This is a genomic window from Ruegeria sp. AI3, from assembly GCF_056541245.1.
This window is the reverse complement of record NZ_JBQFYA010000017.1, coordinates 42,810-67,160: the sequence shown is the minus strand read 5'-3', so window position 1 is coordinate 67,160 and position 24,351 is coordinate 42,810. Positions and strand designations below refer to the sequence as shown.

General features: G+C 58.0%; 28 protein-coding genes and 1 pseudogene. 25 read left to right on the top strand and 4 right to left on the bottom strand.

From position 1 onward, the window contains the following. Positions 1 to 189 precede the first annotated feature (189 nt). The 19 genes from ACRZ95_RS20770 (at position 190) to comE (ending at position 11,148) form a co-directional block, all read left to right on the top strand. Complete coding sequence (locus ACRZ95_RS20770) at positions 190 to 678, top strand: CBS domain-containing protein (RefSeq protein WP_170681386.1); 489 nt, start codon at positions 190 to 192, stop codon at positions 676 to 678. Positions 679 to 701: 23 nt separating this feature from the next. Next, entirely contained in the window at positions 702 to 2,069 is a 1,368-nt protein-coding gene (locus ACRZ95_RS20765; RefSeq protein WP_170681387.1) for an ArsB/NhaD family transporter, read from the top strand. An 88-nt stretch (positions 2,070 to 2,157) separates the two neighbouring features. Further along, the gene (locus tag ACRZ95_RS20760; protein ID WP_170380524.1) at positions 2,158 to 2,778 is read left to right on the top strand and encodes a 2OG-Fe(II) oxygenase family protein; all 621 of its coding nucleotides are present in this window, start codon (positions 2,158 to 2,160) and stop codon (positions 2,776 to 2,778) included. Between the two features lie 15 nt (positions 2,779 to 2,793). Next, on the top strand, positions 2,794 to 3,402 hold the full coding sequence (locus tag ACRZ95_RS20755) for a Rossmann-fold NAD(P)-binding domain-containing protein (RefSeq protein WP_170681389.1): 609 nt from the start codon (positions 2,794 to 2,796) through the stop codon (positions 3,400 to 3,402). Positions 3,403 to 3,617: 215 nt separating this feature from the next. Next, the gene (gene rpmC, locus ACRZ95_RS20750; RefSeq protein ID WP_010437082.1) at positions 3,618 to 3,824 is read left to right on the top strand and encodes a 50S ribosomal protein L29; all 207 of its coding nucleotides are present in this window, start codon (positions 3,618 to 3,620) and stop codon (positions 3,822 to 3,824) included. Between the two features lie 4 nt (positions 3,825 to 3,828). Then, positions 3,829 to 4,059, top strand: a complete 231-nt coding sequence (gene rpsQ, locus ACRZ95_RS20745; RefSeq protein ID WP_152459158.1) for a 30S ribosomal protein S17 — start codon at positions 3,829 to 3,831, stop codon at positions 4,057 to 4,059. Between the two features lie 75 nt (positions 4,060 to 4,134). Then, a complete protein-coding gene (rplN, locus tag ACRZ95_RS20740) occupies positions 4,135 to 4,503 on the top strand; it encodes a 50S ribosomal protein L14 (RefSeq protein ID WP_008757934.1) in 369 nt (122 codons plus the stop codon). A gap of 2 nt (positions 4,504 to 4,505) precedes the next feature. Beyond that, positions 4,506 to 4,817: a 50S ribosomal protein L24 gene (gene rplX / locus ACRZ95_RS20735; protein WP_170356681.1), complete on the top strand. Its 312-nt coding sequence runs from the start codon at positions 4,506 to 4,508 to the stop codon at positions 4,815 to 4,817. Then, a complete protein-coding gene (gene rplE / locus ACRZ95_RS20730; RefSeq protein ID WP_170356680.1) occupies positions 4,810 to 5,370 on the top strand; it encodes a 50S ribosomal protein L5 in 561 nt (186 codons plus the stop codon). Before rplX ends, rplE begins: the two co-directional genes overlap by 8 nt. A 19-nt stretch (positions 5,371 to 5,389) precedes the next feature. After that, the gene (gene rpsN, locus ACRZ95_RS20725; RefSeq protein ID WP_068340744.1) at positions 5,390 to 5,695 is read left to right on the top strand and encodes a 30S ribosomal protein S14; all 306 of its coding nucleotides are present in this window, start codon (positions 5,390 to 5,392) and stop codon (positions 5,693 to 5,695) included. 13 nt (positions 5,696 to 5,708) lie between these two features. Continuing rightward, positions 5,709 to 6,101 (top strand): 30S ribosomal protein S8, encoded by a 393-nt coding sequence (rpsH, locus tag ACRZ95_RS20720; RefSeq protein WP_170373360.1) that lies wholly within the window; start codon positions 5,709 to 5,711, stop codon positions 6,099 to 6,101. A gap of 11 nt (positions 6,102 to 6,112) precedes the next feature. Next, the gene (rplF, locus tag ACRZ95_RS20715; RefSeq protein ID WP_170373361.1) at positions 6,113 to 6,646 is read left to right on the top strand and encodes a 50S ribosomal protein L6; all 534 of its coding nucleotides are present in this window, start codon (positions 6,113 to 6,115) and stop codon (positions 6,644 to 6,646) included. Positions 6,647 to 6,657: 11 nt separating this feature from the next. Beyond that, positions 6,658 to 7,017, top strand: coding sequence for a 50S ribosomal protein L18 (gene rplR, locus ACRZ95_RS20710; RefSeq protein WP_039523386.1), 360 nt, complete (start codon positions 6,658 to 6,660; stop codon positions 7,015 to 7,017). A gap of 116 nt (positions 7,018 to 7,133) precedes the next feature. Continuing rightward, the gene (gene rpsE, locus ACRZ95_RS20705; RefSeq protein ID WP_170356677.1) at positions 7,134 to 7,697 is read left to right on the top strand and encodes a 30S ribosomal protein S5; all 564 of its coding nucleotides are present in this window, start codon (positions 7,134 to 7,136) and stop codon (positions 7,695 to 7,697) included. 13 nt (positions 7,698 to 7,710) lie between these two features. Beyond that, on the top strand, positions 7,711 to 7,899 hold the full coding sequence (gene rpmD, locus ACRZ95_RS20700) for a 50S ribosomal protein L30 (protein ID WP_074736195.1): 189 nt from the start codon (positions 7,711 to 7,713) through the stop codon (positions 7,897 to 7,899). Between the two features lie 324 nt (positions 7,900 to 8,223). Further along, positions 8,224 to 9,531 (top strand): histidinol dehydrogenase, encoded by a 1,308-nt coding sequence (gene hisD / locus ACRZ95_RS20695; protein WP_170681391.1) that lies wholly within the window; start codon positions 8,224 to 8,226, stop codon positions 9,529 to 9,531. Between the two features lie 100 nt (positions 9,532 to 9,631). Continuing rightward, entirely contained in the window at positions 9,632 to 10,039 is a 408-nt protein-coding gene (locus tag ACRZ95_RS20690; protein ID WP_170662747.1) for a universal stress protein, read from the top strand. Positions 10,040 to 10,090: 51 nt separating this feature from the next. After that, the gene (locus tag ACRZ95_RS20685; protein ID WP_170468582.1) at positions 10,091 to 10,597 is read left to right on the top strand and encodes a sulfopyruvate decarboxylase subunit alpha; all 507 of its coding nucleotides are present in this window, start codon (positions 10,091 to 10,093) and stop codon (positions 10,595 to 10,597) included. Further along, a complete protein-coding gene (gene comE / locus ACRZ95_RS20680; protein WP_170494501.1) occupies positions 10,594 to 11,148 on the top strand; it encodes a sulfopyruvate decarboxylase subunit beta in 555 nt (184 codons plus the stop codon). The genes ACRZ95_RS20685 and comE overlap by 4 nt, the downstream gene beginning before the upstream one ends. Before the next feature lie 69 nt (positions 11,149 to 11,217). On the opposite strand, the gene ACRZ95_RS20675 is transcribed toward comE, so the two are convergent. After that, positions 11,218 to 11,991 (bottom strand): FadR/GntR family transcriptional regulator, encoded by a 774-nt coding sequence (locus tag ACRZ95_RS20675; RefSeq protein WP_170468578.1) that lies wholly within the window; start codon positions 11,989 to 11,991, stop codon positions 11,218 to 11,220. A 313-nt stretch (positions 11,992 to 12,304) separates the two neighbouring features. Between ACRZ95_RS20675 and ACRZ95_RS20670 the strand changes: the two genes are divergently transcribed. The 4 genes from ACRZ95_RS20670 to dld all read left to right on the top strand — a co-directional run bounded on the left by ACRZ95_RS20670 (position 12,305) and on the right by dld (position 18,402). Beyond that, positions 12,305 to 13,354 carry a TRAP transporter substrate-binding protein gene (locus ACRZ95_RS20670; RefSeq protein WP_170681393.1) on the top strand — a complete coding sequence of 350 codons (1,050 nt, stop codon included), beginning with the start codon at positions 12,305 to 12,307 and terminating at the stop codon, positions 13,352 to 13,354. A 115-nt stretch (positions 13,355 to 13,469) separates the two neighbouring features. Continuing rightward, positions 13,470 to 15,533: a TRAP transporter large permease subunit gene (locus tag ACRZ95_RS20665; RefSeq protein WP_170681395.1), complete on the top strand. Its 2,064-nt coding sequence runs from the start codon at positions 13,470 to 13,472 to the stop codon at positions 15,531 to 15,533. Positions 15,534 to 15,545: 12 nt separating this feature from the next. Further along, the gene (locus ACRZ95_RS20660; protein WP_170681397.1) at positions 15,546 to 16,697 is read left to right on the top strand and encodes an alpha-hydroxy acid oxidase; all 1,152 of its coding nucleotides are present in this window, start codon (positions 15,546 to 15,548) and stop codon (positions 16,695 to 16,697) included. A gap of 16 nt (positions 16,698 to 16,713) precedes the next feature. After that, the gene (dld, locus tag ACRZ95_RS20655) at positions 16,714 to 18,402 is read left to right on the top strand and encodes a D-lactate dehydrogenase (RefSeq protein WP_170681399.1); all 1,689 of its coding nucleotides are present in this window, start codon (positions 16,714 to 16,716) and stop codon (positions 18,400 to 18,402) included. A 251-nt stretch (positions 18,403 to 18,653) separates the two neighbouring features. On the opposite strand, the gene gph is transcribed toward dld, so the two are convergent. Continuing rightward, positions 18,654 to 19,337: a phosphoglycolate phosphatase gene (gene gph / locus ACRZ95_RS20650; RefSeq protein WP_170681401.1), complete on the bottom strand. Its 684-nt coding sequence runs from the start codon at positions 19,335 to 19,337 to the stop codon at positions 18,654 to 18,656. A 219-nt stretch (positions 19,338 to 19,556) separates the two neighbouring features. Between gph and hemP the strand changes: the two genes are divergently transcribed. Continuing rightward, positions 19,557 to 19,724: a hemin uptake protein HemP gene (hemP, locus tag ACRZ95_RS20645; protein WP_170681403.1), complete on the top strand. Its 168-nt coding sequence runs from the start codon at positions 19,557 to 19,559 to the stop codon at positions 19,722 to 19,724. Then, positions 19,721 to 20,197: a hypothetical protein gene (locus ACRZ95_RS20640; protein WP_170681405.1), complete on the top strand. Its 477-nt coding sequence runs from the start codon at positions 19,721 to 19,723 to the stop codon at positions 20,195 to 20,197. The genes hemP and ACRZ95_RS20640 overlap by 4 nt, the downstream gene beginning before the upstream one ends. Positions 20,198 to 20,237: 40 nt before the next feature. On the opposite strand, the gene ACRZ95_RS20635 is transcribed toward ACRZ95_RS20640, so the two are convergent. Beyond that, a complete protein-coding gene (locus ACRZ95_RS20635) occupies positions 20,238 to 23,303 on the bottom strand; it encodes an aminotransferase class III-fold pyridoxal phosphate-dependent enzyme (RefSeq protein WP_170681407.1) in 3,066 nt (1,021 codons plus the stop codon). Between the two features lie 101 nt (positions 23,304 to 23,404). Then, a pseudogene (locus ACRZ95_RS20630) lies at positions 23,405 to 24,343 on the bottom strand (NAD(P)-dependent oxidoreductase); the annotation flags it as partial. Positions 24,344 to 24,351 lie beyond the last annotated feature (8 nt).

The window sequence follows — 24,351 nt, the reverse complement described above, 5'->3', positions numbered from 1 at the left end:
CCCAATTCCGAGATTCAATACCGGCATTGCAAAAAAGATGGGGCTCAGGGGTGGCATATTCTCTCATCTGGTGAAAAGAAGCGCTCGCAAAACCTTCTCAATCAGAGCTTGGGTCGATCATCCTCCGACACGGCTTGAGCACGTACCGTGCCTTGGCTCTGAAACCCCGCTGAAAGACCGAGGACACGTATGGGCCTTATTTGCCGGGACGTTATGGTCCCCCCTGAAAAACAGAAGACAATTCATCCCGATGATACAGTCGCCAAGGCGTTTGAGATCATCCGCGACAGCCGCGCCCGGTTCTTGCCGGTGGTGGGGGATGACGGTAGCTTCCAAGGCGTTTTCACCGCACCCACGCTGATCAAGATGATCCTGCCGCGTGCGGCCCGTATTGGCGTCAGCGACGAGACATCGCGCGTTGCGATCAGCCATCTCAGCTTTATGGATCTGACCAAGGAAGACATCAGCGAACAGATCAAGCGCCTGAACGAGGAGCGGGTCGGAGATCACATGTCGAACCCGGCAAACATCCCGGTTCTCGCACCCGACACGCCGGTGATGGAAGGCATTTTCCTGATCCACAAATTCAAACGCCACGTTTTCCTCGTGGAACCCGAGACCAATCGCTTCGTCGGCTCTGTCAGCCCGAACTCGTTGATTGATCACGCGCTGAGCTAACCCCTAAAGACCGGATCAGACCATTGACCGACCATTCCGTTTCGCATGGAGAACACGCGTTCTCCGTACCTCAACTGTTGGGGATTGACCCTCTGTGGGTCGCCACCGGTATCCTGATTGCTGTTTATGCCGTCCTTGTAACCGAAAAAGTAAACCGCGCCATTCTGGCCATGCTGGGGGCATCGCTGATGGTGCTGTTCGGCATCATCAACCAGGAACAGGCCGTCGCGGGCGTTGATGCCAACACCTTGGCGCTGCTGATTGGCATGATGGTGATCGTCGGGATCACCAGTAAATGTGGGTTGTTCCAATTCGTCGCCATCAAGGCCGCAAAGGCGGTCAAGGCCAATCCAACCGGCATCCTGATCATGCTGACGCTGATCACGGCGGTGTTCTCGGCTCTGCTCGACAACGTGACCACTGTTCTGTTGATCGCACCGATTACCCTGCTGATCACGGACGCACTGGAAACGCGCGTTTACCCGTTCTTTTTCGCCGAGATTCTGGCCTCGAATGTGGGCGGTACGGCTACTCTGATTGGTGACCCGCCGAACATCATCATTGGCTCGGCTGCGGGCCTTAGCTTCAATGACTTTGTGGTCAATCTTGCGCCGATCTCGGCCATCTGTCTGGTGGTGCTGACTGGTATCATTTACCTGATGAACCGCCGCACGCTGGCCGCCATCCCCAAATCGGCCTGCGAAAAGATCATGCGTTTCAACGAAAACGAAGCGATCACCGATGTCGGCCTGATGATCAAATCCCTGTCGGTTCTGGCGCTGACCCTTCTTGGCTTCACGCTTGGCCATGGCTACGGGATCCAGCCGGGCACCTCGGCGCTGGCCGGTGCTGCGCTGCTGATGCTGCTAGCCTACGGACACCAGCACGGAGAAGAACAGTCCGAATCCGTTCACCACATTTTTGGCGAGGTTGAGTGGATCACCATTTTCTTCTTCGGCGGTTTGTTCGTCATCGTTGCAGGTGTCGAGCATGTCGGCCTGCTTGAGTTCTTCGGTGAGAAAGTGCTGGAGCTGACCGAAGGCGACATGATGTGGACCGCGTTCTTCATCTTCTGGGCCTCGGGTATCTTGTCGGCCATTCTGGATAACATCCCTTTTGTGGCGACGATGATCCCTCTGATCGAGTCCACGGCTGACACGTTTGGCGGGCCCGATGCGATTGAGCCTCTGTGGTGGTCACTGGCTCTGGGCGCCTGTCTGGGCGGTAACGGTACCTTGCTGGGTGCAAGCGCCAACCTGACGGTTGCGGCCTTTGCCGAAAAGGCCAAGCAGCCGATTGGCTTTGTCAAATTCGCGCTCATGGCGTTCCCGATCATGATCCTGACCCTGATGATCGCCAACGTCTATCTCTGGCTGCGCTACTTCTACTAAAGCGCCAAACGAAAGATCGCACCCGAGCAGCAGCTTTTCTGAGGCGGCTGCTCTCGCCCTTGTGCTTCGGCTGGGATATAGCCGGGGCATGGCACAGATTGAATCACTCTTCGTTACCCGTCTTTATCGCGCAGCTTTGTCCGAGTTCGATCCCAAGATCGACGCGGGCGAGCTGGAAAACTCCTGCCTTGTTATCGCCGAGGATGATGAGGCCGGGCAGGAATGGTGTGAAGAGAATGGCTATCCCGGCTACACCAGCTACGCCTCGCTGACCGATTTGCCCTGGCGCTTCCCGATTTTCGCCGATCTGGTGAAAGCGCTGGACCAGCACGTCGCGGCCTTTGCCAAGGATCTGGAGTTCGACCTGGGCGAGGGGGAGCTGAAGCTCGAAGACCTGTGGATCAACATCCTGCCGGAGGGCGGCATGCACTCCAGCCATTTGCACCCGCACAGCGTGATCTCGGGCACGACCTACGTTGCCATGCCCGAAGGGGCGAGCGCGTTGAAGCTGGAGGATCCGCGTTCAGGCCGCATGATGGCCGCGCCGACGCGCCTAAAATTTGGGCGAAGGGACTTGCAACCTTTCATTTATGTTCAACCTCAAGTGGGGGATGTGCTACTCTGGGAGAGTTGGCTGCGCCACGAAGTTCCGATGAATATGGCCGAGGATGATCGGATCAGTGTCAGTTTCAACTATAAGTGGGAATGAGAGTGAAAACCCTCAATGTTGATTAAATTTTTTTTAGGCAGTTCTTTTCTAGTAGCGTTGCTAGCGTCTTCGGTTAGCGCGGAGTGTCCCAGTAAAGAACACGTTGATACCGGCATTGTCCTTGTTCGCGAGCCTGGCAAAAATCTGGATGACATCGAATACGTCTCTCATGCAGGGGGGATTCTTGCGAGTACCGTCGACCCGGGGGCAAACGAAACTAGGCGAGAAGTCTATTTTGCCCATCCAATTTTGCCGCCCCAAGGGTTGCCCGACACAAAATGGTTCCGAAGTTATGAGCGAAAATTGGACTCGCTAGATATCCTGGACAGTCAAAAGAAGTGGAACTCAGACTTCGTCGACTATCCCAACACCGACAATGCCCAATCGGGTTCAATTGAGGTTGAGTTTCAAAGATACCGAATTGAAAGGGTTGGAGCCTGCAAGTATCGAGTTTGGGATGTCCTGCTCAAAGAGAGTGTCGAGGGCTCCCACGCGTTTACTGAACGGATGCTATATGCCCCAGAGCTGCAAATAGTGCTGAGAAGAGGCGTGGCTGCTGGTGACTCGTTACCTGTATTGGACAGCGGATTTCACCAATTGCAAATCAAAGACGACAATTCATAGGCCGCAGCTTCAACCCGGCGTCGGTGAAACACGGTTTTCTGTCCAAGTCGCGCCCTAAAACTTCCTCTTGCCACCCACCGCTTAAACCCTTATACGGCGGCATCCTGCAAGTCCCCCGGCCGAGTCGGGGGATTCGCATGTCTATCATTCATCCACCAGGTCCAAGGTGACCCTGTCAGGGGGCCTTCTGGTGTTTTGAGCAAAGGAAAAAGGCGATGAACGCCCAAGAACTGCGTGACAAGACCCCGGACCAGCTCCGCGAGGAACTGGCCAACCTGAAGAAAGAAAGCTTTAACCTGCGCTTTCAACAGGCAACCGGTCAGCTGGAAAACACTGCTGGCATCAAAGCGGCTCGCCGCAACGCTGCCCGCGTCAAAACCATTCTGAACGAAAAGGCCGCTGCCGCGGCATCGGAGGAGTAATCCTATGCCCAAGCGTATCCTGTCCGGAGTAGTAACCAGCGACGCCAACGAGCAAACCGTAACCGTTTCGGTTGAGCGTCGTTTCAAGCACCCGCTGCTGCACAAAACCGTTCGTAAGTCCAAGAAATATCGGGCTCATGACGAAAAGAACGCCTTCAAGGTCGGCGACACTGTACGCATCATCGAATGCGCGCCGAAATCGAAGACGAAACGTTGGGAAGTTCTGGAAGCGTAAGCCTCCGGGATTTTCCATTTGTCGAAACCCTGGGGGATCTAACGAGACCAGCCCCCACAGGTCGGGAGAAACCACATGATCCAGATGCAGACCAATCTGGATGTCGCTGACAACTCCGGCGCACGCCGAGTTCAGTGCATCAAGGTCCTGGGTGGTTCCAAGCGTAAATACGCCTCCGTTGGCGACATCATTGTCGTCTCGGTGAAGGAAGCCATCCCGCGCGGCCGCGTAAAGAAAGGTGACGTCCGTAAGGCCGTCGTCGTACGCACCGCCAAGGAAGTCCGTCGCGAAGACGGCACCGCGATCCGTTTCGATCGCAACGCCGCCGTCATCCTGAACAACAACAACGAGCCTGTCGGTACACGTATCTTTGGCCCCGTTGTTCGTGAACTGCGCGGCAAGAACTTCATGAAAATCATCTCGCTGGCTCCGGAGGTGCTGTAATCATGGCTGCTAAACTCCGCAAAGGCGACAAGGTCGTCGTGCTGGCCGGCAAGGACAAGGGCAAAGAGGGGACCATTTCCTCGGTTGACCCCAAAGCCGGTAAAGCTGTTGTCGAAGGCATCAACATTGCCATCCGTCACACCCGTCAGTCGCAAACTTCGCAAGGTGGTCGTCTGCCCCAGGCAAACCCGATCCAACTGTCGAACCTGGCACTGCTGGACAAGAACGGCAAAGCAACCCGCGTTGGTTTCCGCATGGAAGGTGACAAGAAGGTCCGCTTCGCCAAGACCACAGGGGACGTGATCGATGCTTGATTCCGCAACCTACACCCCGCGTCTGAAAGCTCAGTACGTTGAAACCATCCGTGCCGCTCTGAAAGAAGAGTTCGGCTACAAGAACGACATGCAGCTGCCCAAGCTGGACAAAATCGTTCTGAACATCGGCTGTGGTGCTGAGGCGGTCAAAGACTCGAAGAAAGCGAAAGCTGCTGTCGAAGATCTGACTGCGATTGCTGGTCAAAAGGCCGTTGCAACCAAGGCGAAGAAGTCGATCGCGGGTTTCCGCGTCCGTGAAGACATGCCGCTGGGCGCGAAAGTGACCCTGCGCGGTGACCGGATGTACGAATTCCTGGATCGCCTGATCACCATCGCGCTGCCGCGCGTTCGTGACTTCCGCGGTGTTAAGCCGTCTTTCGATGGTCAGGGCAATTTTGCCATGGGCATGAAAGAGCACATCGTGTTCCCGGAAATCGACTTCGACAAAGTCGACGAGGTCTGGGGCCTGGATATCGTAATTGCCACCACAGCGAAAACCGACGCTGAAGCGAAGAGCCTGTTGAAAGCATTCAACATGCCGTTCAACGCGTAAGCGCCGGGAGGATTGAGACATGGCTAAAAAAGCAATGATCGAACGCGAGAAGAAGCGCGAACGCCTGGTGGCCAAATATGCCGCAAAGCGTGCCGAGCTGAAAGAAATCGCGAATGACGAGAGCCGCCCGATGGAAGAGCGTTTCAAAGCGCGTCTGAAACTGGCGAAACTGCCGCGCAACAGCTCGGCTACCCGTCTGCACAACCGTTGTCAGCTGACCGGTCGTCCCCACGCTTACTACCGTAAGCTGAAGGTCAGCCGTATCGCGCTGCGCGAGCTGGGTTCTGCTGGTCAGATCCCCGGCATGGTGAAATCGAGCTGGTAAGGGAGACATAGATATGAATGATCCTATCGGCGATATGCTCACCCGTATCCGCAACGCGCAAATGCGCGGCAAGTCCACCGTTTCCACCCCGGCTTCCAAGCTGCGTGGTTGGGTTCTGGACGTGCTGGCGGACGAAGGCTACATCCGTGGCTATGAAAAGACGACCGGAGCAAACGGTCATCCGGCCATCGAAATCAGCCTGAAATACTACGAAGGCACCCCTGTTATTCGCGAACTGAAGCGGGTCTCGAAACCCGGTCGTCGCGTCTACATGGGCGTCAATGACATCCCGCAGGTCCGTCAAGGTCTGGGCGTGTCGATTGTCAGCACTCCGAAAGGTGTGATGTCGGACGCAAACGCTCGCTCCAACAATGTTGGCGGCGAAGTGCTCTGCACCGTCTTCTAAGGAGGTCTGCAATGTCTCGTATTGGTAAAAAACCGGTCGAGCTGCCCAGCGGCGTTACCGCCTCTGTGTCGGGTCAGACCATCGAAGTCAAAGGTCCGAAAGGCACCCGCAGCTTCACCGCCACCGACGACGTGACGCTGTCGGTTGAAGACAACGTGGTCAAGATCGACCCCCGTGGCATGTCCAAGCGTGCCCGCCAGCAGTGGGGCATGAGCCGCACCATGGTTGCCAACCTGGTAACCGGTGTGACCGAAGGCTTCAAAAAAGAGCTAGAGATTCAGGGTGTTGGTTACCGGGCTCAGATGCAGGGCAACACCCTGAAGCTGAACCTGGGCTATAGCCACGATGTTGATTTCACTGCTCCGGAAGGTGTCACCATCACCGCGCCGAAGCAGACCGAGATCGTTGTGGAAGGTATCGACCAGCAGCAGGTGGGCGAAGTCGCGGCCAAAATCCGCGAATGGCGCCGTCCCGAGCCGTATAAAGGCAAGGGCATCCGCTACAAGGGCGAGTTCATCTTCCGCAAGGAAGGCAAGAAGAAGTAAGGACGCAAACAATGGCAAACAGCAAAAGAACCCTGTTTCTGAAGCGCCGCCTGCGCGTTCGGAACAAACTTCGCAAAGTCAACGCCGGCCGTGTACGCCTGTCGGTTCACCGTTCGAACAAGAACATCAGCGTTCAGCTGATCGACGACGTTCGTGGCGTGACCCTGGCATCGGCCTCGACCCTGGAAAAAGATCTGGGTGTTGTTGGCAAGAACAACGTCGAAGCGGCCACCAAAGTGGGCGCGGCCATCGCCGAGCGTGCCAAGAAGGCAGGCGTCGAAGAGGCCTATTTCGATCGTGGTGGCTTCCTGTTCCACGGCAAGGTGAAGGCAGTTGCCGACGCCGCGCGTGAAGGTGGTCTGAAGATCTAAGACTTGCGGGCGGGTTTCGATCCGCCCCGATGATCCGGGGGCCTCGGCAACAGTCGGGGCTCACTTGGATTGAAGCAAACGGCGCCGTATGCGCCACATGAGAAAAGGGATGCCAAATGGCAGAACGTGAAAACCGTCGGGGCCGTGGCCGCGACCGTGAAGAAGCACCGGAATTTGCAGATCGTCTGGTCGCAATCAACCGCGTGTCGAAAACCGTAAAAGGTGGTAAGCGCTTTGGCTTCGCCGCTCTGGTGGTTGTCGGCGATCAGAAAGGCCGCGTCGGCTTTGGTAAAGGTAAAGCGAAAGAAGTACCTGAAGCCATCCGTAAGGCGACTGAGCAAGCCAAGCGTCAGATGATCCGCGTGCAACTGCGCGAAGGTCGTACTCTGCACCACGACATCGAGGGCCGTCACGGCGCTGGTAAAGTGGTTATGCGCACCGCACCTGAAGGTACTGGTATCATCGCCGGTGGTCCGATGCGTGCTGTGTTCGAAATGCTGGGCGTTAAGGACGTTGTGTCCAAGTCGCTGGGCTCGCAGAACCCGTACAACATGATCCGCGCCACCATCAACGGCCTGCAAAAAGAGCAGAGCCCGCGTTCGGTTGCCGCACGTCGTGGTAAAAAAGTTGCCGACATCCTGCCCAAGCGGGACGAAGCACCGGCTGAAGCCGAAGCGTAAGGAGTAGCGAGCAATGGCAAAAACCATCGTCGTCAAGCAGATCGGTTCTCCGATCCGTCGCCCCGCCGAACAGCGCGCAACCCTGATCGGTCTGGGCCTGAACAAGATGCATCGCACCCGTGAGCTGGAGGACACGCCTTCGGTTCGCGGCATGGTCAACAAGATCCCGCATCTGGTTGAGATCATCGAAGAGCGCGGTTAAGCGCCCTCTCGATATGTTTTGGAAACGCCTCTGACCTGTGTCAGGGGCGTTTTCTTTTGCCCGACTGCATCTGCGAATCGCCTCGTTCGATCGCTTGACACACGCATTGAATAGGGACGAGCGGGCCGCTGAATCCGTTGGCAACAACGGCGCAGAGGTCCTCTTACAAGGCCGAGTTTCAGCTTTCCCAATCCCGAAATTTGTCTTTTCCTAAATGGGGTTAGAAGATCGAATAGAGTTTCGTTTTCGGCTCCACAAACGCTTGCAAAAGCGATTTCGCCTCTGACAGAGTGGCCGGGCAGGAACCGGAAGCAGGGGCTGACTATGGCGCGCGACTATCTCAAAAAGGCGATGCTGACGGCGCAGTCTGATGCGCCTGAGGTTCACGATACGGTCAAGACCATTCTGGCGGAGATAGAAGCAGGCGGCGACGCGAAAGCGCTGGAATATGCGGCCAAGTTCGACAGGTTCGATGGGAACGTTCTGATGACGCAGGACGAGATCGACGCCGCAATTTCGCGGGTGCCCGAAAAGCTGAAGGCGGATATCCGTTTCGCTCATAACAACGTCCGCCATTTTGCCGAGGCGCAGAAGGCCACGATGACCGACGTACAGACCGAGATCGTGCCCGGCGTGATCGCTGGTCAAAAGGCGATACCTGTGGATGCGGCGGGCTGCTATGTGCCCGGCGGTCGGTACAGCCACATCGCCAGTGCAATAATGACCGTGACAACTGCCAAAGTTGCCGGATGCCGCCACATCATCGCGTGTTCTCCTCCGAAATCAGATGAAGGCGTTGCGCCTGCAGTAGTTTATGCGGCGCATATCTGTGGGGCCGACAGTATTCTGGCAATGGGAGGGGTGCAGGGTGTCGCCGCGATGCGATACGGTCTGTTCGGCCTGCCACGCGCAAATATCCTTGTGGGGCCGGGGAACCAGTTCGTCGCCGAGGCCAAGCGCATCCTCTACGGTGAAGTTGGCATCGACATGATCGCAGGTCCGACCGACAGTCTGGTCCTCGCCGACAGCAGTGCAGATCCGCTTGTAGTGGCGACCGATCTCGTCAGCCAGGCGGAACACGGCTACAATTCTCCTGTCTGGCTGGTGACAGATGACCGGGCGCTTGCGCAGAATGTCATGACACTGGTGCCCGAGTTGATTGCAGATCTTCCTGACCTGAACCGAGAGAACGCGGCTGCCGCGTGGCGTGACTATGCCGAAGTCATCGTATGTTCGGATCGCGAAGAGATGGCCGCTTGTTCCGATGACTACGCGCCGGAACACCTGACAGTCCAGGCCGAGGATCTGGAATGGTGGCTGGATCGCCTGACCTGCTATGGCTCTTTGTTTTTGGGGGAAGAGACCACGGTATCTTACGGGGACAAGGCGACGGGAACCAACCACGTACTGCCGACTTCGGGGGCGGCCAGCTACACAGGCGGGCTGAGCGTCCACAAATACATGAAGATCGTGACATGGCAGCGGGCGACTCGGGAAGGCTCAAAACCCATCGCCCTGGCCACCGCCCGGATTTCGCGCGTGGAAGGGATGGAGGGGCATGCACGGGCGGCCGATGTACGCCTCGCCAAGTACTTCCCGGATGAAGAATTTGATCTGCGTGCAGAGGGATGATCGGTCCAACCACCACCTGCCAAACTGTTCTCTGGCCTTGATACCGCACTGGGTACTATCCTTGGCTTGATAGGGCCGACCGGGCCGAAAGGAGTTTGACATGTACAAGAAAGTTCTCGTTCCAATGGCGCTGGATCACGATATCTCGCAACACACTCTGGAAGTGGCGCGTGCCTTGTCTCAGGGCGGCGGAGAGATCATTGCTCTGCATGTTTACGAAATGCCGCAGGGCTCGGTCAGTGCGTTTCTGGACAAGGATCTGGTGGCAGAAGGATATCGCCGCGCCCGACTGGAGCTGTCGCGCAAAGTCGAAGGGCTGGATGGGGTAAGTTCCGAACTCGTAAAGGGCCACACGGCGCGCACGATCATAGACTATGCGGCAGAGAACGGTGTCGATTGCATCGTCATCGGGTCTCACAAGCCCGACCTCAGCGACTATTTCCTGGGCTCCACAGCGTCGCGCGTTGTGCGTCATGCCCCTTGCGCGGTGCATGTGTACCGCAGGTGATAACCGTCAATCACGCCCTTGGGCGACAACAATAGGACTGACAGCCGGAAGATGAATATAGACAAGAAGATCACTGACGACCTGGTGGCGAACGACATTTCGTTCGTGACCACCGTCCCCTGCAAGCAATTGGCCGGTGTCATTGATGAGATCGACCAGCGCGAAGGCATCTATCACATCCCTTCGAACAAAGAGGACGAGGGGATGGGCCTGTGCGCGGGGGCATGGATGGGTGGTAAGCGCCCGGCCATTATCATGCAGAACACAGCGATCGGGGTGACGATCAACACATTGGCGACCCTGATCCAGTATTATCGGATGCCACTGCCGATGCTGATCTCGTACCGGGGTGAGCTGCGCGAGCCGATTGCCTGCCAGGTCGAGATGGCTGTTCACACCAAGGCGTTGTTGGCGCAGCTCAATATCCCGACTTACCATTTTCACCATCAGGCGGATGTGGCCGAGTTGGATGCGATCCTGAAATACACGTTCATGTGCAACAAGCCGGTTGCCATTCTGACCGACGCCAACTTCTGGGGAGGCTATGGCGACCAATGATCCGTTCTGAAATCCTGAAAGAAATCGCTCCGATCCTGCGGGATCAACTGGTGGTTTGCAACATCGGCATTCCCAGCCAAGAGCTGCACGCGATTGATGACCAGCCAACGAATTTCTACATGCTGGGCACGATGGGGTTGGCTTCATCCATAGGTCTGGGGTTGGCCCTGTCCCAGCCCAAGCCGGTGATCGTGATCGATGGGGACGGCTCCGTTCTGACCAATCTTGGAACGCTGCCGACCATCGCGAACAACGTGGCTGACAACTACATCCTCCTGATCGTCGACAATGGCTCATACGGGTCCACCGGGGATCAGCCGACCTATGCGGGGTTGAAGACGTCATTGGCGAAAATGGCGGCTGCGGCAGGATGTGAGCGTGTGATTGAATGTGCCGCCGAAGATACCGGTCGCGTGTTGCAAGAGGCACTGGACGCCCGGCAGATGACCATCATCGTTAGCAAATGCGAAAGCGGCAATGCCAAGATGCCGCCGATCACGATGGACCCTGTCGTGATCCGAGATCGGTTTATGAAGGCCGTACAGGCCTGAACACCTCTCCCGTTTTGCTGAATGCACTGATCAAAGCCGTCCGTTGCGGGCGGCTTTGGTACTAAATGTCTAGCGCGACAGAAGTCGCCGTTTCTCGGCCATGACCTCGCGGCGCTGCTGTTCGATCCCCGTCCGGAAGGAGCGCTCGACAAAGTCGATATGGTCCAGTGCGGCCTGCTCGGCGCGTTTTTCGTCTCCGTCAATCACGGCTTGGCCCAGGGCAAGGTGCTGATCCAGCAGCTGTTTGCCCGAACCGTCAATCGATTTCAGAAAACTGCGGTTGTAGAAAACACCTCGCTTGGTCAGTTCGTAGATCGAAGCCATCATATGGATCAAAGTGGCGTTCTGGCTGGCGTCGACGATTGCAGCATGCAGGGCGAAATCTGCTTCGCGTGAAGCTTGCGCATCGTTCGCCTCCCACGCCCGAACATTCTCGTCGAGGATTTCGGCGATCCTCTCCTTGTCGGCCTTGGTGGACCTGCGGGCGGCAAGGCGGGCGGCGAAGCCTTCTTGTTCTCGGCGGTACTCCAGGTGGTCGAAAAAGGCAGGCTCGTGCCGTTCGTAGAGCGCCAGAAGGGCCGGCAACATTGCTTGCCCGGTCAGGGCGGCGACAAAAGTCCCCTCACCATGCTGAGTGGTGACCAGCCCGCGTTCCTCCAACACGGCCAGTGCTTCGCGCAGCTTTGGCCGTGAGACCCGAAGCATTTCCGCCAGATCCCGCTCGGACGGTAGCTTGCGCCCCTGTTTCAGAATGCCCGACGCGATGAGGTCTTCGATCTGCGCCACCACGGCATCGGCCAGCGATTCGTGTCCGACCGGTTCAAAAATCGCCTTGGTGTTCATGGGATATACCTAAGTAAGATGCCGAGGTGAGATATATTGGTAAATAAATGTAACCATATTGGTGCGTTTTTCAAGCATTCAGTTCCAGCATGAAATTGCAACTTAACGCGTTCAATCAAATAAGAATTCCAGAAAATGTTTAGCAATCTATCGAAACTGAGTGTGCCCAGTCAGGGACATTCCTGCAGATCCAATGGTAAACAAAATTGTTGACTGAATAACATTGGTAAAGTTAATGAACCACTAATGCAAACCCGCAAGGGTCTGCGTTTGTGTTTGAGGCAGATGCCCGACCCACCCAGGAGGAGACATTATGAAAAAGACCCTGACGAGCCTTGCCGTAGCCGCCAGCCTGATGGCCGCACCTGCGGTTGCTAAAGATAAGCTGCTGTTGAAAACCCCGATTGCATTCTCGACCGAACTGCCTGGTCTTGGTTCGCCAATCCCGCGCGTTGCAGAGCAATTGGACCTGATGTCGGGCGGCACGCTGAAGATGAAGGTGTATGAGCCGGGCAAACTTGTTCCGCCGTTCGAAATTCTGGACGCGGTTTCGACTGGCAAGATCAACTCGGGCTACACCACCGCCGGTTACTGGGCGGGCAAAATCCCGGCTGCTCCGCTTTTCTCGGCCGTTCCTTTCGGCCCGGAGGCGGGCGAATACATGGCGTGGCTCTACTACGGCAACGGCATGACGCTGTACCAAGAGATGTATGATCAGGCGGGCTACAACGTCCACGTGATCCCTTGCGCTGTCATTGCCCCCGAGACCTCGGGCTGGTTCGCGACTGAAATCAACTCACCCGAAGACCTGAGCGGCCTGAAGATGCGTTTCTTTGGTCTGGGCGGCAAGGTGATGCAGAAGCTGGGTGTTGCAACTTCGCTGCTGCCCGGTGGTGAGATCTTCCCGGCGCTGGAAAAAGGTGCGATCGACGCGACCGAATTCTCGATGCCTGCGATCGATGCGCGCTTGGGCTTCCACAAGCTGGTCAAGTTCAACTACTTCCCCGGCTGGCACCAGCAAGCGACCGTTTTCGAGCTAATGATCAACAAGGACGTTTGGGCAGAGACCAGTGAGCAGCACAAAGCGATCATCGAAAACGCCTGTAAGGCTTCGATGGCCGACAGCTTTGCCGAAGGTGAAGCGATCCAGCACGCGGCTCTGATCGACAACGTTGAAAACAACGGCGTCACCCTCAAGCAGTGGTCGCCCGAGATGCTGGAGACCTTCCGCAGCACTTGGGAAGAGGTCGCCGCCGAAGAGGCCGCAAATGACGCCTTCTTTGCCAAGGTTCTGGCCGACATGACCGAGTTCCGCGACGGCTACAACCTCTGGAAGACCAACGCCTTCCTCCCACGTCAGTAACTTCCTCACTGACGTCTCTGGGGCAGCGGGCACTGCTGCCCCAGTCGATTTCTGATCTTCGGATTTTTCCAAACTTTCACCGCCCTTGCACAGGGCTGCCGGGCGAGGAATGACCATGAGCAATCCAAATACCACCAAAGATCCGGTTGAGGCCTATGAAGGCATCCTGGAGCATCCCGATACCGACCGCCAAAAGATCGCCGTAGCCATTGATACCAGCGTCAAGGCTGTTGGCCATGTCGTCATGTGGGCGAATGTTCTGCTGATGGCGGCAATCTTCTCGCAGGTCGCGTTGCGCTATCTACTCAGCCAGAACTACCCCAAGCTGGATGAGATCCAGTGGCACTTCTATGGCATCGTTACGATGATCGGCACCTCATATGCCTTGATCACGGACAGCCACGTACGCGTTGATGTGCTGCACATGCAATTGTCCCGCCGGGCGCAGCGGATCATTGAGGTGATCGGCATTCTAACCCTGCTGACCCCGTTCATCTATCTGATGATCGATCAGGGCTATGACTATTTCTACGAAAGCTTCCGCGTCAACGAACGCTCGGACAGCCCCACTGGTCTGCCTGCGCGTTGGGCTTTCAAGGCGGTCATTCCGATCAGCTTTGTTTTGTTGGCGCTGGCTGCTCTGGCGCGGCTGATCCACGACGGGCACGCACTGATGTACGGGCCGGCTTCGGAACGAGAGGGCGCTCCGCTGCGTCGTATCCTGCTGGTGCTGGCTGTGTTCGCCGCCGTCTGTGTGGGCCTGACCTTCCTGGTTGAAACGACCGAGGAAAAGCTGGTCATCGCGATGTTCCTGACCTTCATCGCGTTGCTCTTTACCGGCTATCCGGTGGCTTGGGTGCTGGCAGGTGTGGGCGTCGCCTACTGTGGTCTCGCATATCTGTTCGACAATGACCTGATGCTGTGGACCGGTTTGGAGAGCACATTTACCGGACTCGACTACCTGACCCTCGGCGCAGTTGTGAACCGGGTCTACGCGACCATGTCCAACGCGGTTCTGGTCGCGCTGCCGATGTTCATCTTCATGGGCCTGATGCTGGACGAATCCGGTGTGGCCGAGCGTCTGATGACCTCGATGCAGCGCCTGTTCGGCACCGTGCGGGGTGGTCTTGCCATCACCGTGACCCTGATCGGGATCATACTGGCGGCCTCGACCGGTATTATTGGGGCCTCCGTAGTGCTGCTGGGCGTGCTGTCTTTGCCGTCGATGATGCAGCAGAAATACCAGCCGACACTGGCGGCAGGTGTGGTCTCTGCTTCGGGAACGCTGGGTATCCTGATCCCACCCTCGATCATGCTGGTGATCATGGCCGACCAGATGGCTCTGTCCGTCGGCGACCTGTTCATGGCCGCTGTTTTTCCCGGTGTGATCATCGGGGGGCTATACCTGACCTATATCTTCATCCTCGCACAGGTGAAGCGCGACGCGGCCCCCGTGCCCGAAGGGGCAAAAGCGCCCGACTGGGACGCAGTCAAAGACGTTCTGATCGCGGTCATTCCAACGCTGCTGTTGATCCTCGCGGTTCTGGGCTCGATCTTCGGAGGTCTGACCACCCCGACCGAGGCCTCTGGCATCGGCGCCTTGGGCGCGACGATGCTGGCGCTGGGATATCGCAAGCTGACCTTCGCGAAAATGTGGAACGTGCTGGTTTCGACCTTCAACACCACCGCCTATATCTTCGCGATCTTCCTTGGCGCGACGGTATTCTCCTATGTTCTGCGGGAACTTGGCGGCGATGAACTGATCGAGCACGTGGTCCAATCCACCGGCTTCGGTGCCAATGGCACGGTCCTGTTCATCCTGTTCATCGTATTCCTGCTGGGCTTTGTTCTGGACTGGATCGAGATCACCCTGATCGTATTGCCCCTGATGCGACCGATCGTGAACGGCCTGGGCATCGACATTCCGGGCTTCGGAGTGCTGGATGAACCCGCACTGGTCTGGTTTGTGATCTTGGTGGCGGTGACGCTTCAAACCAGCTTCCTGACTCCGCCGGTTGGCTTCGCGCTTTTCTACCTGAAAGGTGTCTGCCCGCCCGAGATCAAGCTGATGCATATCTACAAAGGCATCATCCCTTTTGTGCTGCTACAACTGACCGGATTGGCGCTTGTCTTCCTATGGCCGACACTCGCCACCTGGCTGCCCTCTGTGGCGTACTAAGGAGATCACGTTATGCGTCTCAAGCATTGCCATAACTTTCATGACTTCCGGCAGCTGGCCAAGCGCCGCCTGCCGGGGCCGATCTTCAACTATATCGATGGCGGTGCGGATGATGAGGTGACCTATCGCCAGAACACCGCCGCTTTCGACCGCTGCGATCTGTTGCCGTCTGTACTGCGCGGGGTGAAGGACGTGGACATGTCAGTCACCGTGATGGGGCAAAAGCTGGACATGCCGTTCTACTGCTCGCCCACCGCTCTGCAGCGGCTGTTTCACCATCAGGGCGAACGGGCCGTGGCGGCAGCGGCCGAGAAATATGGCACCATGTTCGGGGTGTCTTCATTGGGCACTGTCTCGCTTGAAGAGCTACGCAAGAAGCACAAGAACCCGCAGGTCTATCAGTTCTATTTCCACAAGGATCGCGGCCTGAACGCAGCGATGATGCAGCGCGCGAAAGAGGCTGGGGTCGAGGTCATGATGCTGACTGTCGACAGCATCACCGGCGGCAATCGCGAGCGTGACCTGCGCACCGGTTTCTCGATCCCGTTCCGCCTGACACTGGGCGGTATGATCCAGTTTGCGATCAAGCCGATGTGGGGGATCAACTATGTCACCCACGAAAAATTCCGCCTGCCGCAATTGGAAGAGCATGTGGATATGGGTGGCGGTGCCAGCTCGATCGGCGGCTATTTCACCGAAATGCTGGACCCGTCGATGAATTGGGATGACGTCGCGCAGATGGTGCGCGATTGGGATGGTCAGTTCTGCCTCAAGGGGATCATGACCGTCGAAGATGCCAAACGCGCGGCCGAGATTGGCTGTACCGGGATCATTCTATCGAACCATGGCGGGCGGCAGCTGGATGGCTCACGCACGCCGTTTGATCAACTGGCCGAGATCGTAGATGCGGTTGGCGACAAGCTGGACGTGATCATGGACAGCGGCATTCAGCGCGGCACCCATGTGCTGAAGGCGCTTTCGATCGGCGCGAAAGCGGTCGGTGTTGGACGTCAGTACCTGTATCCTCTGGCCGCCGCTGGCCAGCCGGGTGTCGAACGCGCGCTCGGCCTCATGCGGGCCGAGATCGAACGCGACATGAAGCTGATGGGTGTGACCAGAATAGACCAACTGAGCCGCGAGAATATCCGTTTCCGCGCCGCATAAAGACACGAGGGATGCCATGACCAATGACGCGTTGATTGAACATTTCCGCTCTGTTGTTGGTGCGCGGCATGTCCTGACTGGTGAACGCGCGACGGAACGGTTCCGGCGTGGTTTCCGCTCGGGCGAGGGCGAGGCGTTGTGCGTCATCCAGCCCGGCAGCCTTCTTGAGCAGTGGAAGGTCCTGGAGGCCTGCGTTGCAGCCGACAAGATAGTCATCATGCAGGCGGCCAACACCGGCCTGACCGAAGGGTCGACCCCCTCGGGCCGCTATGACCGGGACGTGGTACTGATCAACACGCGCCGCATGGACACTCTGGTACCGCTGAACGATGGCAAGCAGATCGTCAGCTTTCCCGGCGCTACCCTGTTTGCGCTGGAAAAACTGTTGGCCCCACTGGGGCGAGAGCCGCATTCGGTGATCGGCTCCTCATGTATCGGCGCGTCGATTGTGGGTGGGGTTTGCAACAACTCGGGCGGGTCACTGGTGGAACGCGGCCCTGTTTACACGGAACTCTCCGTCCACGCGCGGATATCCGAGAAGGGCGAGCTGGAGCTGGTCAACCATCTGGGAATTGATCTGGGCGACACGCCGGAAGAGATTCTGGCAAATCTCGACGCAGGTACGTTCGACCGGAACCCGGGGGCCACGAACAAACGCGCCTCGGCCAGTGACTACGCGCAGATCGTGCGTGATGTCTACGCCGAAACGCCTGCGCGGTTCAACGCGGACAAGGCCAAGCTGTTCGAATCCGCTGGCTCGGCTGGCAAGCTGGCCGTCTTTGCCGTCCGGCTTGATACGTTCCCCAAGAACGAGGCCGAGCAAGTCTTTTACATCGGAACAAACAGCCCCGATGATCTGGCCGCGCTGCGCCGTCATATCCTGTCGGAATTCAAGTCGCTGCCGGTGTCCGCCGAATACATGCAGCGCGAGGTCTTCGATATTACGGCGCGATACGGCAAGGATACGGTCGTGATGATCGACAAACTAGGCACCGACCGGCTGCCGATGTTCTTTGCGCTCAAAGGCGCGGTGGATGCCCGCCTGCGCCGAATTCCCTTCCTGCGGAACTTTACCGACCGCTTCATGCAGATGGCGGTCTTACTCTGGCCGCGTATCTTGCCGAAACGGATGGTCGCGTTTCGCGACCGCTACGAGCACCATCTGATCCTGAAGATGAAGAACGAAGGGATTGCGGAGGCTGCCGAATGGCTACCCATATTCCTGAAAGATCGCGACGGCGATGCTTTTGAGTGCAACCCGCGCGAGGCCAAGATCGCGGGCTTGCACCGCTTTGCCGCAGCTGGGGCTGCCGTCAGGTACATGGCGCTGCACGGCAATGAGGTGGAAGACATCATTGCGCTCGACGTAGCTTTACGGCGAAACGATCAGGACTGGCTTGAGACGCTTCCGCCCGAGATTGAGGGCCAATTGGTCCACAAGCTCTACTACGGTCATTTCATGTGCCACGTGATGCATCAGGATTACGTGGTCAAAAAAGGCGCGGACCCAATGGCCTTGAAAGCCGCAATGTTGGAGTTGTTCGACACGCGCGGCGCGGAATACCCGGCTGAACATAATGTGGGGCATTTGTACAAGGCCAAGCCTGATCTGGCCGCCCATTACAAATGCTGTGATCCGACCAATTCCTTCAATCCGGGGATTGGCAAAATGTCTAAAGCTCGGAACTACGCGGAGCCCGAATAACTCGGACGCATGTTACGTTTGGTCAGGGCACTGATCGCCCCTCAAACCTGAGGTCAAGCGCAGGTTTCTCTGCTGCGTTGAGGCAAAAAAATCCAGCCCTACGGGAATCCCCCAATTTCGCCATCTGTCGCGTCTCGCTAAACAAGGGACAACAACTGGCCCCAAAAGGCCACACAGAGTTTCCCCGATGAGGGGCTGGTCCATACCCCCTCGGCCGGCCCCTCAATAACTTTCAGGGTATGCTCTGGCGCCTATTTCAGCTGAGCAGACATCTGCACCATCTGCACCATCTGCGCGACCAGGGGCGGAATCTCGTCCGCCTTGTCATAGGCGATGTCGTGCGGAATATCTGTCACGGGCGACTTTCGATAGCCTTGCGTGAACAGGAGAAAGGGGATCTCGGCGCGCTCGGCCGTTTCTGCGTCCACCTCGCTGTCGCCCACGAAAACACGCGACCCATGAGCTGGCAATGCGTCAAAGCTTGCAAATAGATGCTGAGGGTCGGGTTTCCTGGTGGTCAGGCTATCGCCACCCAGAACCGCATCGAAGTATTGCGACAGGTCCAGTACGTCGAGAATATGCCGGGCGGGTGCCTCGGGCTTGTTGGTGCAGACGCCCAGTATGTGCCCTTGCGATTGCAAGATGGCCAAAGCCTGAGGAATGCCGGGATAGGGCACCGTCGTCTTGCTGGCACCTGCCGTGTAGTGCGCGAGCGTCACTTTCGTCAGCTCTTCGTGACGGTCCAAGGGCAATTCGCAGTGCCGGATCATACGCTCGACCAGCTTGGGCAGACCATTGCCGACGAATCGCCCGATCACCTCGCGCGGCAGAGGGGGCAAGTCGAGATCGCTCAGCGTCTGGTTCGCGGCTGCAACGATGTCGCCCAGGCTGTCGACCAGAGTTCCGTCCAGATCAAATACAATTGCCGCGCCCATTGTGACCTCAGTGTTTTGCCTATGCGTTCAGGCCTAACCCGCCTGCCAGGAAGGCGCAACACGGCATCTTTCTGCATGCGCAAATGCGTGACTTGACAATTCTTACTAAAATAATCAGAATAAGCATAGAAGCCGACAGCCACCCCGGACTCGGGTCAGCTAGGTCATTGAGAAAGCGAACAGATCAGGCCCATGCCTGAGATACTCCGGAGTTGTCAAATGAACGCGCAGACCCCTATTGCCACCCAGTCCTTTGCCGTATCCGCGCTGCCTTCGCACAAGGCCGAAGAGCTGACCAAAGGCGGCAATCTCGCCCATATCGAACTGGGTGATCAGCTTTATACGCTGCGCATCACCCGTGCCGGCAAACTGATCCTGACAAAATGAGCAGCCCGTCGTCCCGGGGTGGCGCAGCGGTTGGCCGTCTGACAGACCTTGCCCCAATCGAAGCAGGCGCGGTGATGTATCTGCGCCTCTGGAGCGAAGGTGCCAGAGGCCGCGCAGATGCTGCCAGTGATTTCGACATCGCCTTGGGCGCAGATCAGGGGCGCGCCGCGATGCTGACCTTGGATCGTCTATGCTCGCTTTGCGCCAGCCACGGCCGCCGTCCATTGATCCGGCATGGATTAGGATGTGCCTGTCTGGGCGCGGATGAGAACTGTTTTGCCCAGATGATTGCGGCTGCATCGGAAGGCGCGCGAGAAGACGCAATGATGATGGCCTCACTAATAGTGCGTCCGGATTTTGCGCCGGCGCTTGCCTCTTTGTCAGAGGAGCTGGGGATGGCCTTGCGCCGCATGACAGCCGCCATTCCAATGCCGACAACCGGTCATCAGACCCCCTCGGCCGTGTTGCATTGATCGGCAAATGAAACCCCGGCGGTTGCGCCGGGGTTTCTACTTAGCAGCAGCCACATCCTGCGTGATGGTGGTCGTGGTCGCAAACCGGGGCAGGGGTATAGTCGCCGACACCTTTCAGGACATCGCGCAACGCCCATAGGATCATATTTACATCCTCGGCCTCAATGGTCAGAGGCGGGCGGATTTTCAGGATGTTGTCTTTCGGGCCTTCGCTTCCGATCAGGATGCGATGATCGCGCATCCGGTTCTTCACAAAACTGCAGATCTCGGTCCCTTCCGAGCCATCCGGATTGATCAGTTCGACCCCTAGAAACAGACCCATCCCGCGCACGTCACCGACGCAGCCGAACTCGGATTCGATTTGACGCAGGCCCTCCATCAGACGGTCGCCCATGACGCGGGCATTCTCCTGCAGGCCTTCGTCATCGACGATGTCCAGAACCTCTTTTCCGATGCGGCAGGACAAGGTCGAGCCGCCGAAGGTCGAGAAGAACTCGATCCCGTTGTCAAAGCTCTGGGCGATTTCCTTGGAAGTGACCAGCACGCCCAGCGGATGACCGTTGCCGATCGGTTTGCCCATGACAACGATATCGGGCAACGCGCCTTGGTGTTCGAAACCGAAATAGTACTCGCCCAGCCGTCCAAGCCCGGTCTGGACCTCATCCGCGATACAGACACCGCCAGCCGCGCGGATTTTCTCATACACTGCAGGTAGATAGCCTTTCGGCGGAATGATCTGCCCACCGACCGAGGGGAAGGTCTCGGCGATGAAACCGGCCACGCCCTGACCCTTTGCCTGCAGAGCAGCTATCGCCGGGTCCACGAGATCTGCGTATTTTTGCGCGCGGTCGGCGTCGTCACGTTTGAACGAGCCTCGGTAGTCATCCGCGACCTCAACCAACTCGACCCAATCAGCCTGACCGATTCCGCCGGGTTTGTTGAACTTGTAGGCCGAGATCGCCACAGCCGCGTTCGTGTTGCCGTGATAGCCGTGATCGGGGGTCACGATCCCCTTGGCGCCGGTATGGGCGCGGGCCAGACGCAGGGCCAATTCGTTGGCTTCGGTGCCTGAATTGACGAAAAAGCAGAACTCGAAATGATCCGGCAGTTTCGATAGAACCTTGTCTGCAAACGCGGTCTGCGCCGGGTGCAGGTATCGGGTGTTCGAGTTCATCCGCTTCAGCTGATCCGCCGCGACGGCTTGAATACGCGGGTGGGCATGGCCCACATGCGGGACGTTGTTATAGGCGTCCAGATAGGGGCGGCCCCACTCGTCGAACAGGTGGTGTTTCCAACCGCGCACCAACATGACCGGGTCATTGTAGGTCAGGCTCAGGTTGCCGCCAAAATGATCGTGACGCCCCTGCAGAACCGCCTGTTTGTCAGTCGGCTGATAGCAAACCTTGTCATCGGCCAGATTCAGCAAGGCCGCCGGGTTCGGACAGACCGCGTTCCACAGCTCCAGTTCATCGGGATCGGCGACGCCGGGCCAGTCAGCCTCCATGCCGTCGGTTGTCAGGGCGAGTTGGAAGTGCACATGCGGGGCCCAACCACCGTTTTGCGATGCATCCCCAAGCCGCACGAACGCAGCGCCCTGCGCCACCGGATCGCCCGGTTTCAGACGATCGCAAACCTCTGGGTCCAGATGACCGTAGAGCGTATAGAACGGATCCCCCTCGGGCGTTTCATGATGCAGGATCACCACCCCGCCATAGTCCAGATGGCTGTCGCGATTCTCGACCACTTCGACCCGACCGCTCATCGGGGCGTGCAAAACGGTGCCGGCGGGCGCAAAGACATCCACGGCCAGATGCACCGTGCGCCTGTCCGAGGCTTTCCACGGCCCCTTGCGGAACCCGGGCTCGGCGTAGATCAGGCGGGGTTCGTTGTAATAGCCCAGCCACAGGCCCTCACCAAATTCCTCACCCACCCGCGCGGCTTCTTCGAGCGGCATGTGAAACGGGTTCTGCGGCCAGGTGGAGTTCTCAACGGAGAGAGAGCCCATTGGCACATCGCTCAGGTCCTGGCCAAACATCTCGGCAAAGTGGCCGCGATGGTCGGAGAGGTAGGCGTGAATGCGCTCGGCCCCATCGACCACCGGCAAGCCGCAGGCGCTGCGCAAGCGTGCGGACATCAAGCGGCCATTGACGCTTTCGTTCTCAAGGAACCGCCAGGCCGGGGCCTGACTGATGGTCACATAAGGGTCGTCAGGGTTTTCCGCCGCCATCAGGGTCGAGTTCACCACGGACACCGCCAGCCGCATCCGCAAGAGGGGCCAAATCAGATCGACCTCCGCTGCGCTCAGCCGATTGGCGGCGTGATAGCCTCGGACCAGAGCGGCCAGCGCGCGTTCGGGTTTCGGATGATCCAGAACGATATAGGCCCCGGCAATGGCCAACTCGCATACGCGCGGCGCGGCGCACATGTCGCCCAGGTCGATCAGGCCGGATACGGTACGACGTTCGCTCAGCTCTCCTTCGACGAGAATGTTGTAGTCATTGGCGTCGTTGTGAATGGCTTGCGTGGGCAGGCTGTTCAGCGCATCTGAGATCGCAGTGAAACCCTGCACAATTTCGCCCAACAGCGCGCGGCGGGACGGGTCGCTGACCGCGCCCAGTTGATCCGCGATCCAATCGCCTTGCATCAGGTCCCATTTGAAACCGTCCCGCTGCAGGCTGTCATGCGCAAACCCGGCCAGAGCGCGATCAGTCGCGCCAAGAACGCGTCCGAGTTTCAGGATCAAGTCTTCGGATTTCGGCTCGACCTTGGCGTAGCACTGGCCCGGAAGGCGCTCCAACAACCAAGCCAGGCGCGGTTGGCCGTCCTGATCTTCGATCTCGGGCAGGACAGCACCATCCAGCGAGGGGAATACCTTGGGGAAGGGCAGCCCCGGCGCCCCAGCCGCGATATGTTCGAGCGCTTTGACTTGAAGGTCGACAAACTCTGGCTCGCACCCCGCGCGCATGACTTTCAGAACATAATCCTGACCGTTCTTTGCTTCGACCAGAAAGTTCAGGTCATACTCTCCGTCCAGCCGTGTCAGACGGGCATCCAGCCCCCAATACTTGCGCAGGGCATCTGCCCAGAAATCACTCATGTCTTTCATTCCCATCCCTATCCGCCGCGCAACGCGGATCTCTTCATCTGGCTAAAAATATCCTCGGGGGTGAATTGGCCCACAGGGCCAAGAGGGGGCAGACAGCCCCCTTAATCCAACGCCCGCAACCGCTTGATCAGCGACGAGGTATCCCACCGCCCACCACCAAGTTTTTGCACATCCTTGTAAAATTGATCCACCAGTGCCGTGACAGGCAAGGACGCGCCCGTCTCATTGGCTGTGTCGAGACAGATGCCCAGATCCTTGCGCATCCAGTCTACCGCAAAACCGTGGTCGAAATGGTCGTCAAGCATAGTCTCGTACCGGTTTGCCATCTGCCAGCTACCTGCCGCGCCTTGGCTGATCACCTCAACCACCGCGCGCCCGTCCAGACCGGCCTTTTCGGCGAAATGCAGCGCTTCGCTGAGGCCCTGAACCAGACCGGCAATCGCGATCTGGTTGCACATCTTGGTCATCTGACCGGCACCGCTGTCGCCAATCCGGCGGCAGATTTTCGAATAGACCTGCATGATCGGCTCTGCCGCATCAAACACCGCCTGATCGCCGCCGCACATGATCGACAGCACGCCATTCTCGGCCCCGGCTTGACCGCCGGAGATCGGCGCATCAACAAAAGAGATCCCTTGCCCTTTAGCCGCTTCGTAAAGCTCGCGCGTCACTTTGGCCGAGACGGTCGTGTGATCCACAAAGATCGCGCCATCCGACATCCCGGCGAAAGCACCATCCGCACCGGTGCAGACCATCCGCAGGTCGTCATCATTGCCAACGCAGGACATGACGAATTCGGCTCCCTCCGCAGCACCTTTGGGGGTCGTCGCCATTGCTCCGCCGTGCTCAGCCACCCAGGCCTCGGCCTTGGAAGCGGTCCGATTGTAAACGGTAACCTGATGACCTGCAGCCTGAAGGTGCCCAGCCATGGGATAACCCATGACACCCAAACCAAGAAAAGCGACTTTTGCCATGGGATGATCCTCTCCGCTGACCGGCATTGCTTGATTGCCGGAGTGTTTGGCACTGACAAAGCAAAGCCTGCGCG

Coding starts and splice junctions, on each gene's coding strand:
- ACRZ95_RS20770 (WP_170681386.1), top strand. CDS start 190: ATGGGCCTTATTTGCCGGGACGTTATGGTCCCCCCTGAAAAACAGAAG.
- ACRZ95_RS20760 (WP_170380524.1), top strand. CDS start 2,158: ATGGCACAGATTGAATCACTCTTCGTTACCCGTCTTTATCGCGCAGCT.
- ACRZ95_RS20755 (WP_170681389.1), top strand. CDS start 2,794: ATGTTGATTAAATTTTTTTTAGGCAGTTCTTTTCTAGTAGCGTTGCTA.
- rpmC (WP_010437082.1), top strand. CDS start 3,618: ATGAACGCCCAAGAACTGCGTGACAAGACCCCGGACCAGCTCCGCGAG.
- rpsQ (WP_152459158.1), top strand. CDS start 3,829: ATGCCCAAGCGTATCCTGTCCGGAGTAGTAACCAGCGACGCCAACGAG.
- rplN (WP_008757934.1), top strand. CDS start 4,135: ATGATCCAGATGCAGACCAATCTGGATGTCGCTGACAACTCCGGCGCA.
- rplX (WP_170356681.1), top strand. CDS start 4,506: ATGGCTGCTAAACTCCGCAAAGGCGACAAGGTCGTCGTGCTGGCCGGC.
- rplE (WP_170356680.1), top strand. CDS start 4,810: ATGCTTGATTCCGCAACCTACACCCCGCGTCTGAAAGCTCAGTACGTT.
- rpsN (WP_068340744.1), top strand. CDS start 5,390: ATGGCTAAAAAAGCAATGATCGAACGCGAGAAGAAGCGCGAACGCCTG.
- rpsH (WP_170373360.1), top strand. CDS start 5,709: ATGAATGATCCTATCGGCGATATGCTCACCCGTATCCGCAACGCGCAA.
- rplF (WP_170373361.1), top strand. CDS start 6,113: ATGTCTCGTATTGGTAAAAAACCGGTCGAGCTGCCCAGCGGCGTTACC.
- rplR (WP_039523386.1), top strand. CDS start 6,658: ATGGCAAACAGCAAAAGAACCCTGTTTCTGAAGCGCCGCCTGCGCGTT.
- rpsE (WP_170356677.1), top strand. CDS start 7,134: ATGGCAGAACGTGAAAACCGTCGGGGCCGTGGCCGCGACCGTGAAGAA.
- rpmD (WP_074736195.1), top strand. CDS start 7,711: ATGGCAAAAACCATCGTCGTCAAGCAGATCGGTTCTCCGATCCGTCGC.
- hisD (WP_170681391.1), top strand. CDS start 8,224: ATGGCGCGCGACTATCTCAAAAAGGCGATGCTGACGGCGCAGTCTGAT.
- ACRZ95_RS20690 (WP_170662747.1), top strand. CDS start 9,632: ATGTACAAGAAAGTTCTCGTTCCAATGGCGCTGGATCACGATATCTCG.
- ACRZ95_RS20685 (WP_170468582.1), top strand. CDS start 10,091: ATGAATATAGACAAGAAGATCACTGACGACCTGGTGGCGAACGACATT.
- comE (WP_170494501.1), top strand. CDS start 10,594: ATGATCCGTTCTGAAATCCTGAAAGAAATCGCTCCGATCCTGCGGGAT.
- ACRZ95_RS20675 (WP_170468578.1), bottom strand. CDS start 11,991: ATGAACACCAAGGCGATTTTTGAACCGGTCGGACACGAATCGCTGGCC.
- ACRZ95_RS20670 (WP_170681393.1), top strand. CDS start 12,305: ATGAAAAAGACCCTGACGAGCCTTGCCGTAGCCGCCAGCCTGATGGCC.
- ACRZ95_RS20665 (WP_170681395.1), top strand. CDS start 13,470: ATGAGCAATCCAAATACCACCAAAGATCCGGTTGAGGCCTATGAAGGC.
- ACRZ95_RS20660 (WP_170681397.1), top strand. CDS start 15,546: ATGCGTCTCAAGCATTGCCATAACTTTCATGACTTCCGGCAGCTGGCC.
- dld (WP_170681399.1), top strand. CDS start 16,714: ATGACCAATGACGCGTTGATTGAACATTTCCGCTCTGTTGTTGGTGCG.
- gph (WP_170681401.1), bottom strand. CDS start 19,337: ATGGGCGCGGCAATTGTATTTGATCTGGACGGAACTCTGGTCGACAGC.
- hemP (WP_170681403.1), top strand. CDS start 19,557: ATGAACGCGCAGACCCCTATTGCCACCCAGTCCTTTGCCGTATCCGCG.
- ACRZ95_RS20640 (WP_170681405.1), top strand. CDS start 19,721: ATGAGCAGCCCGTCGTCCCGGGGTGGCGCAGCGGTTGGCCGTCTGACA.
- ACRZ95_RS20635 (WP_170681407.1), bottom strand. CDS start 23,303: ATGAAAGACATGAGTGATTTCTGGGCAGATGCCCTGCGCAAGTATTGG.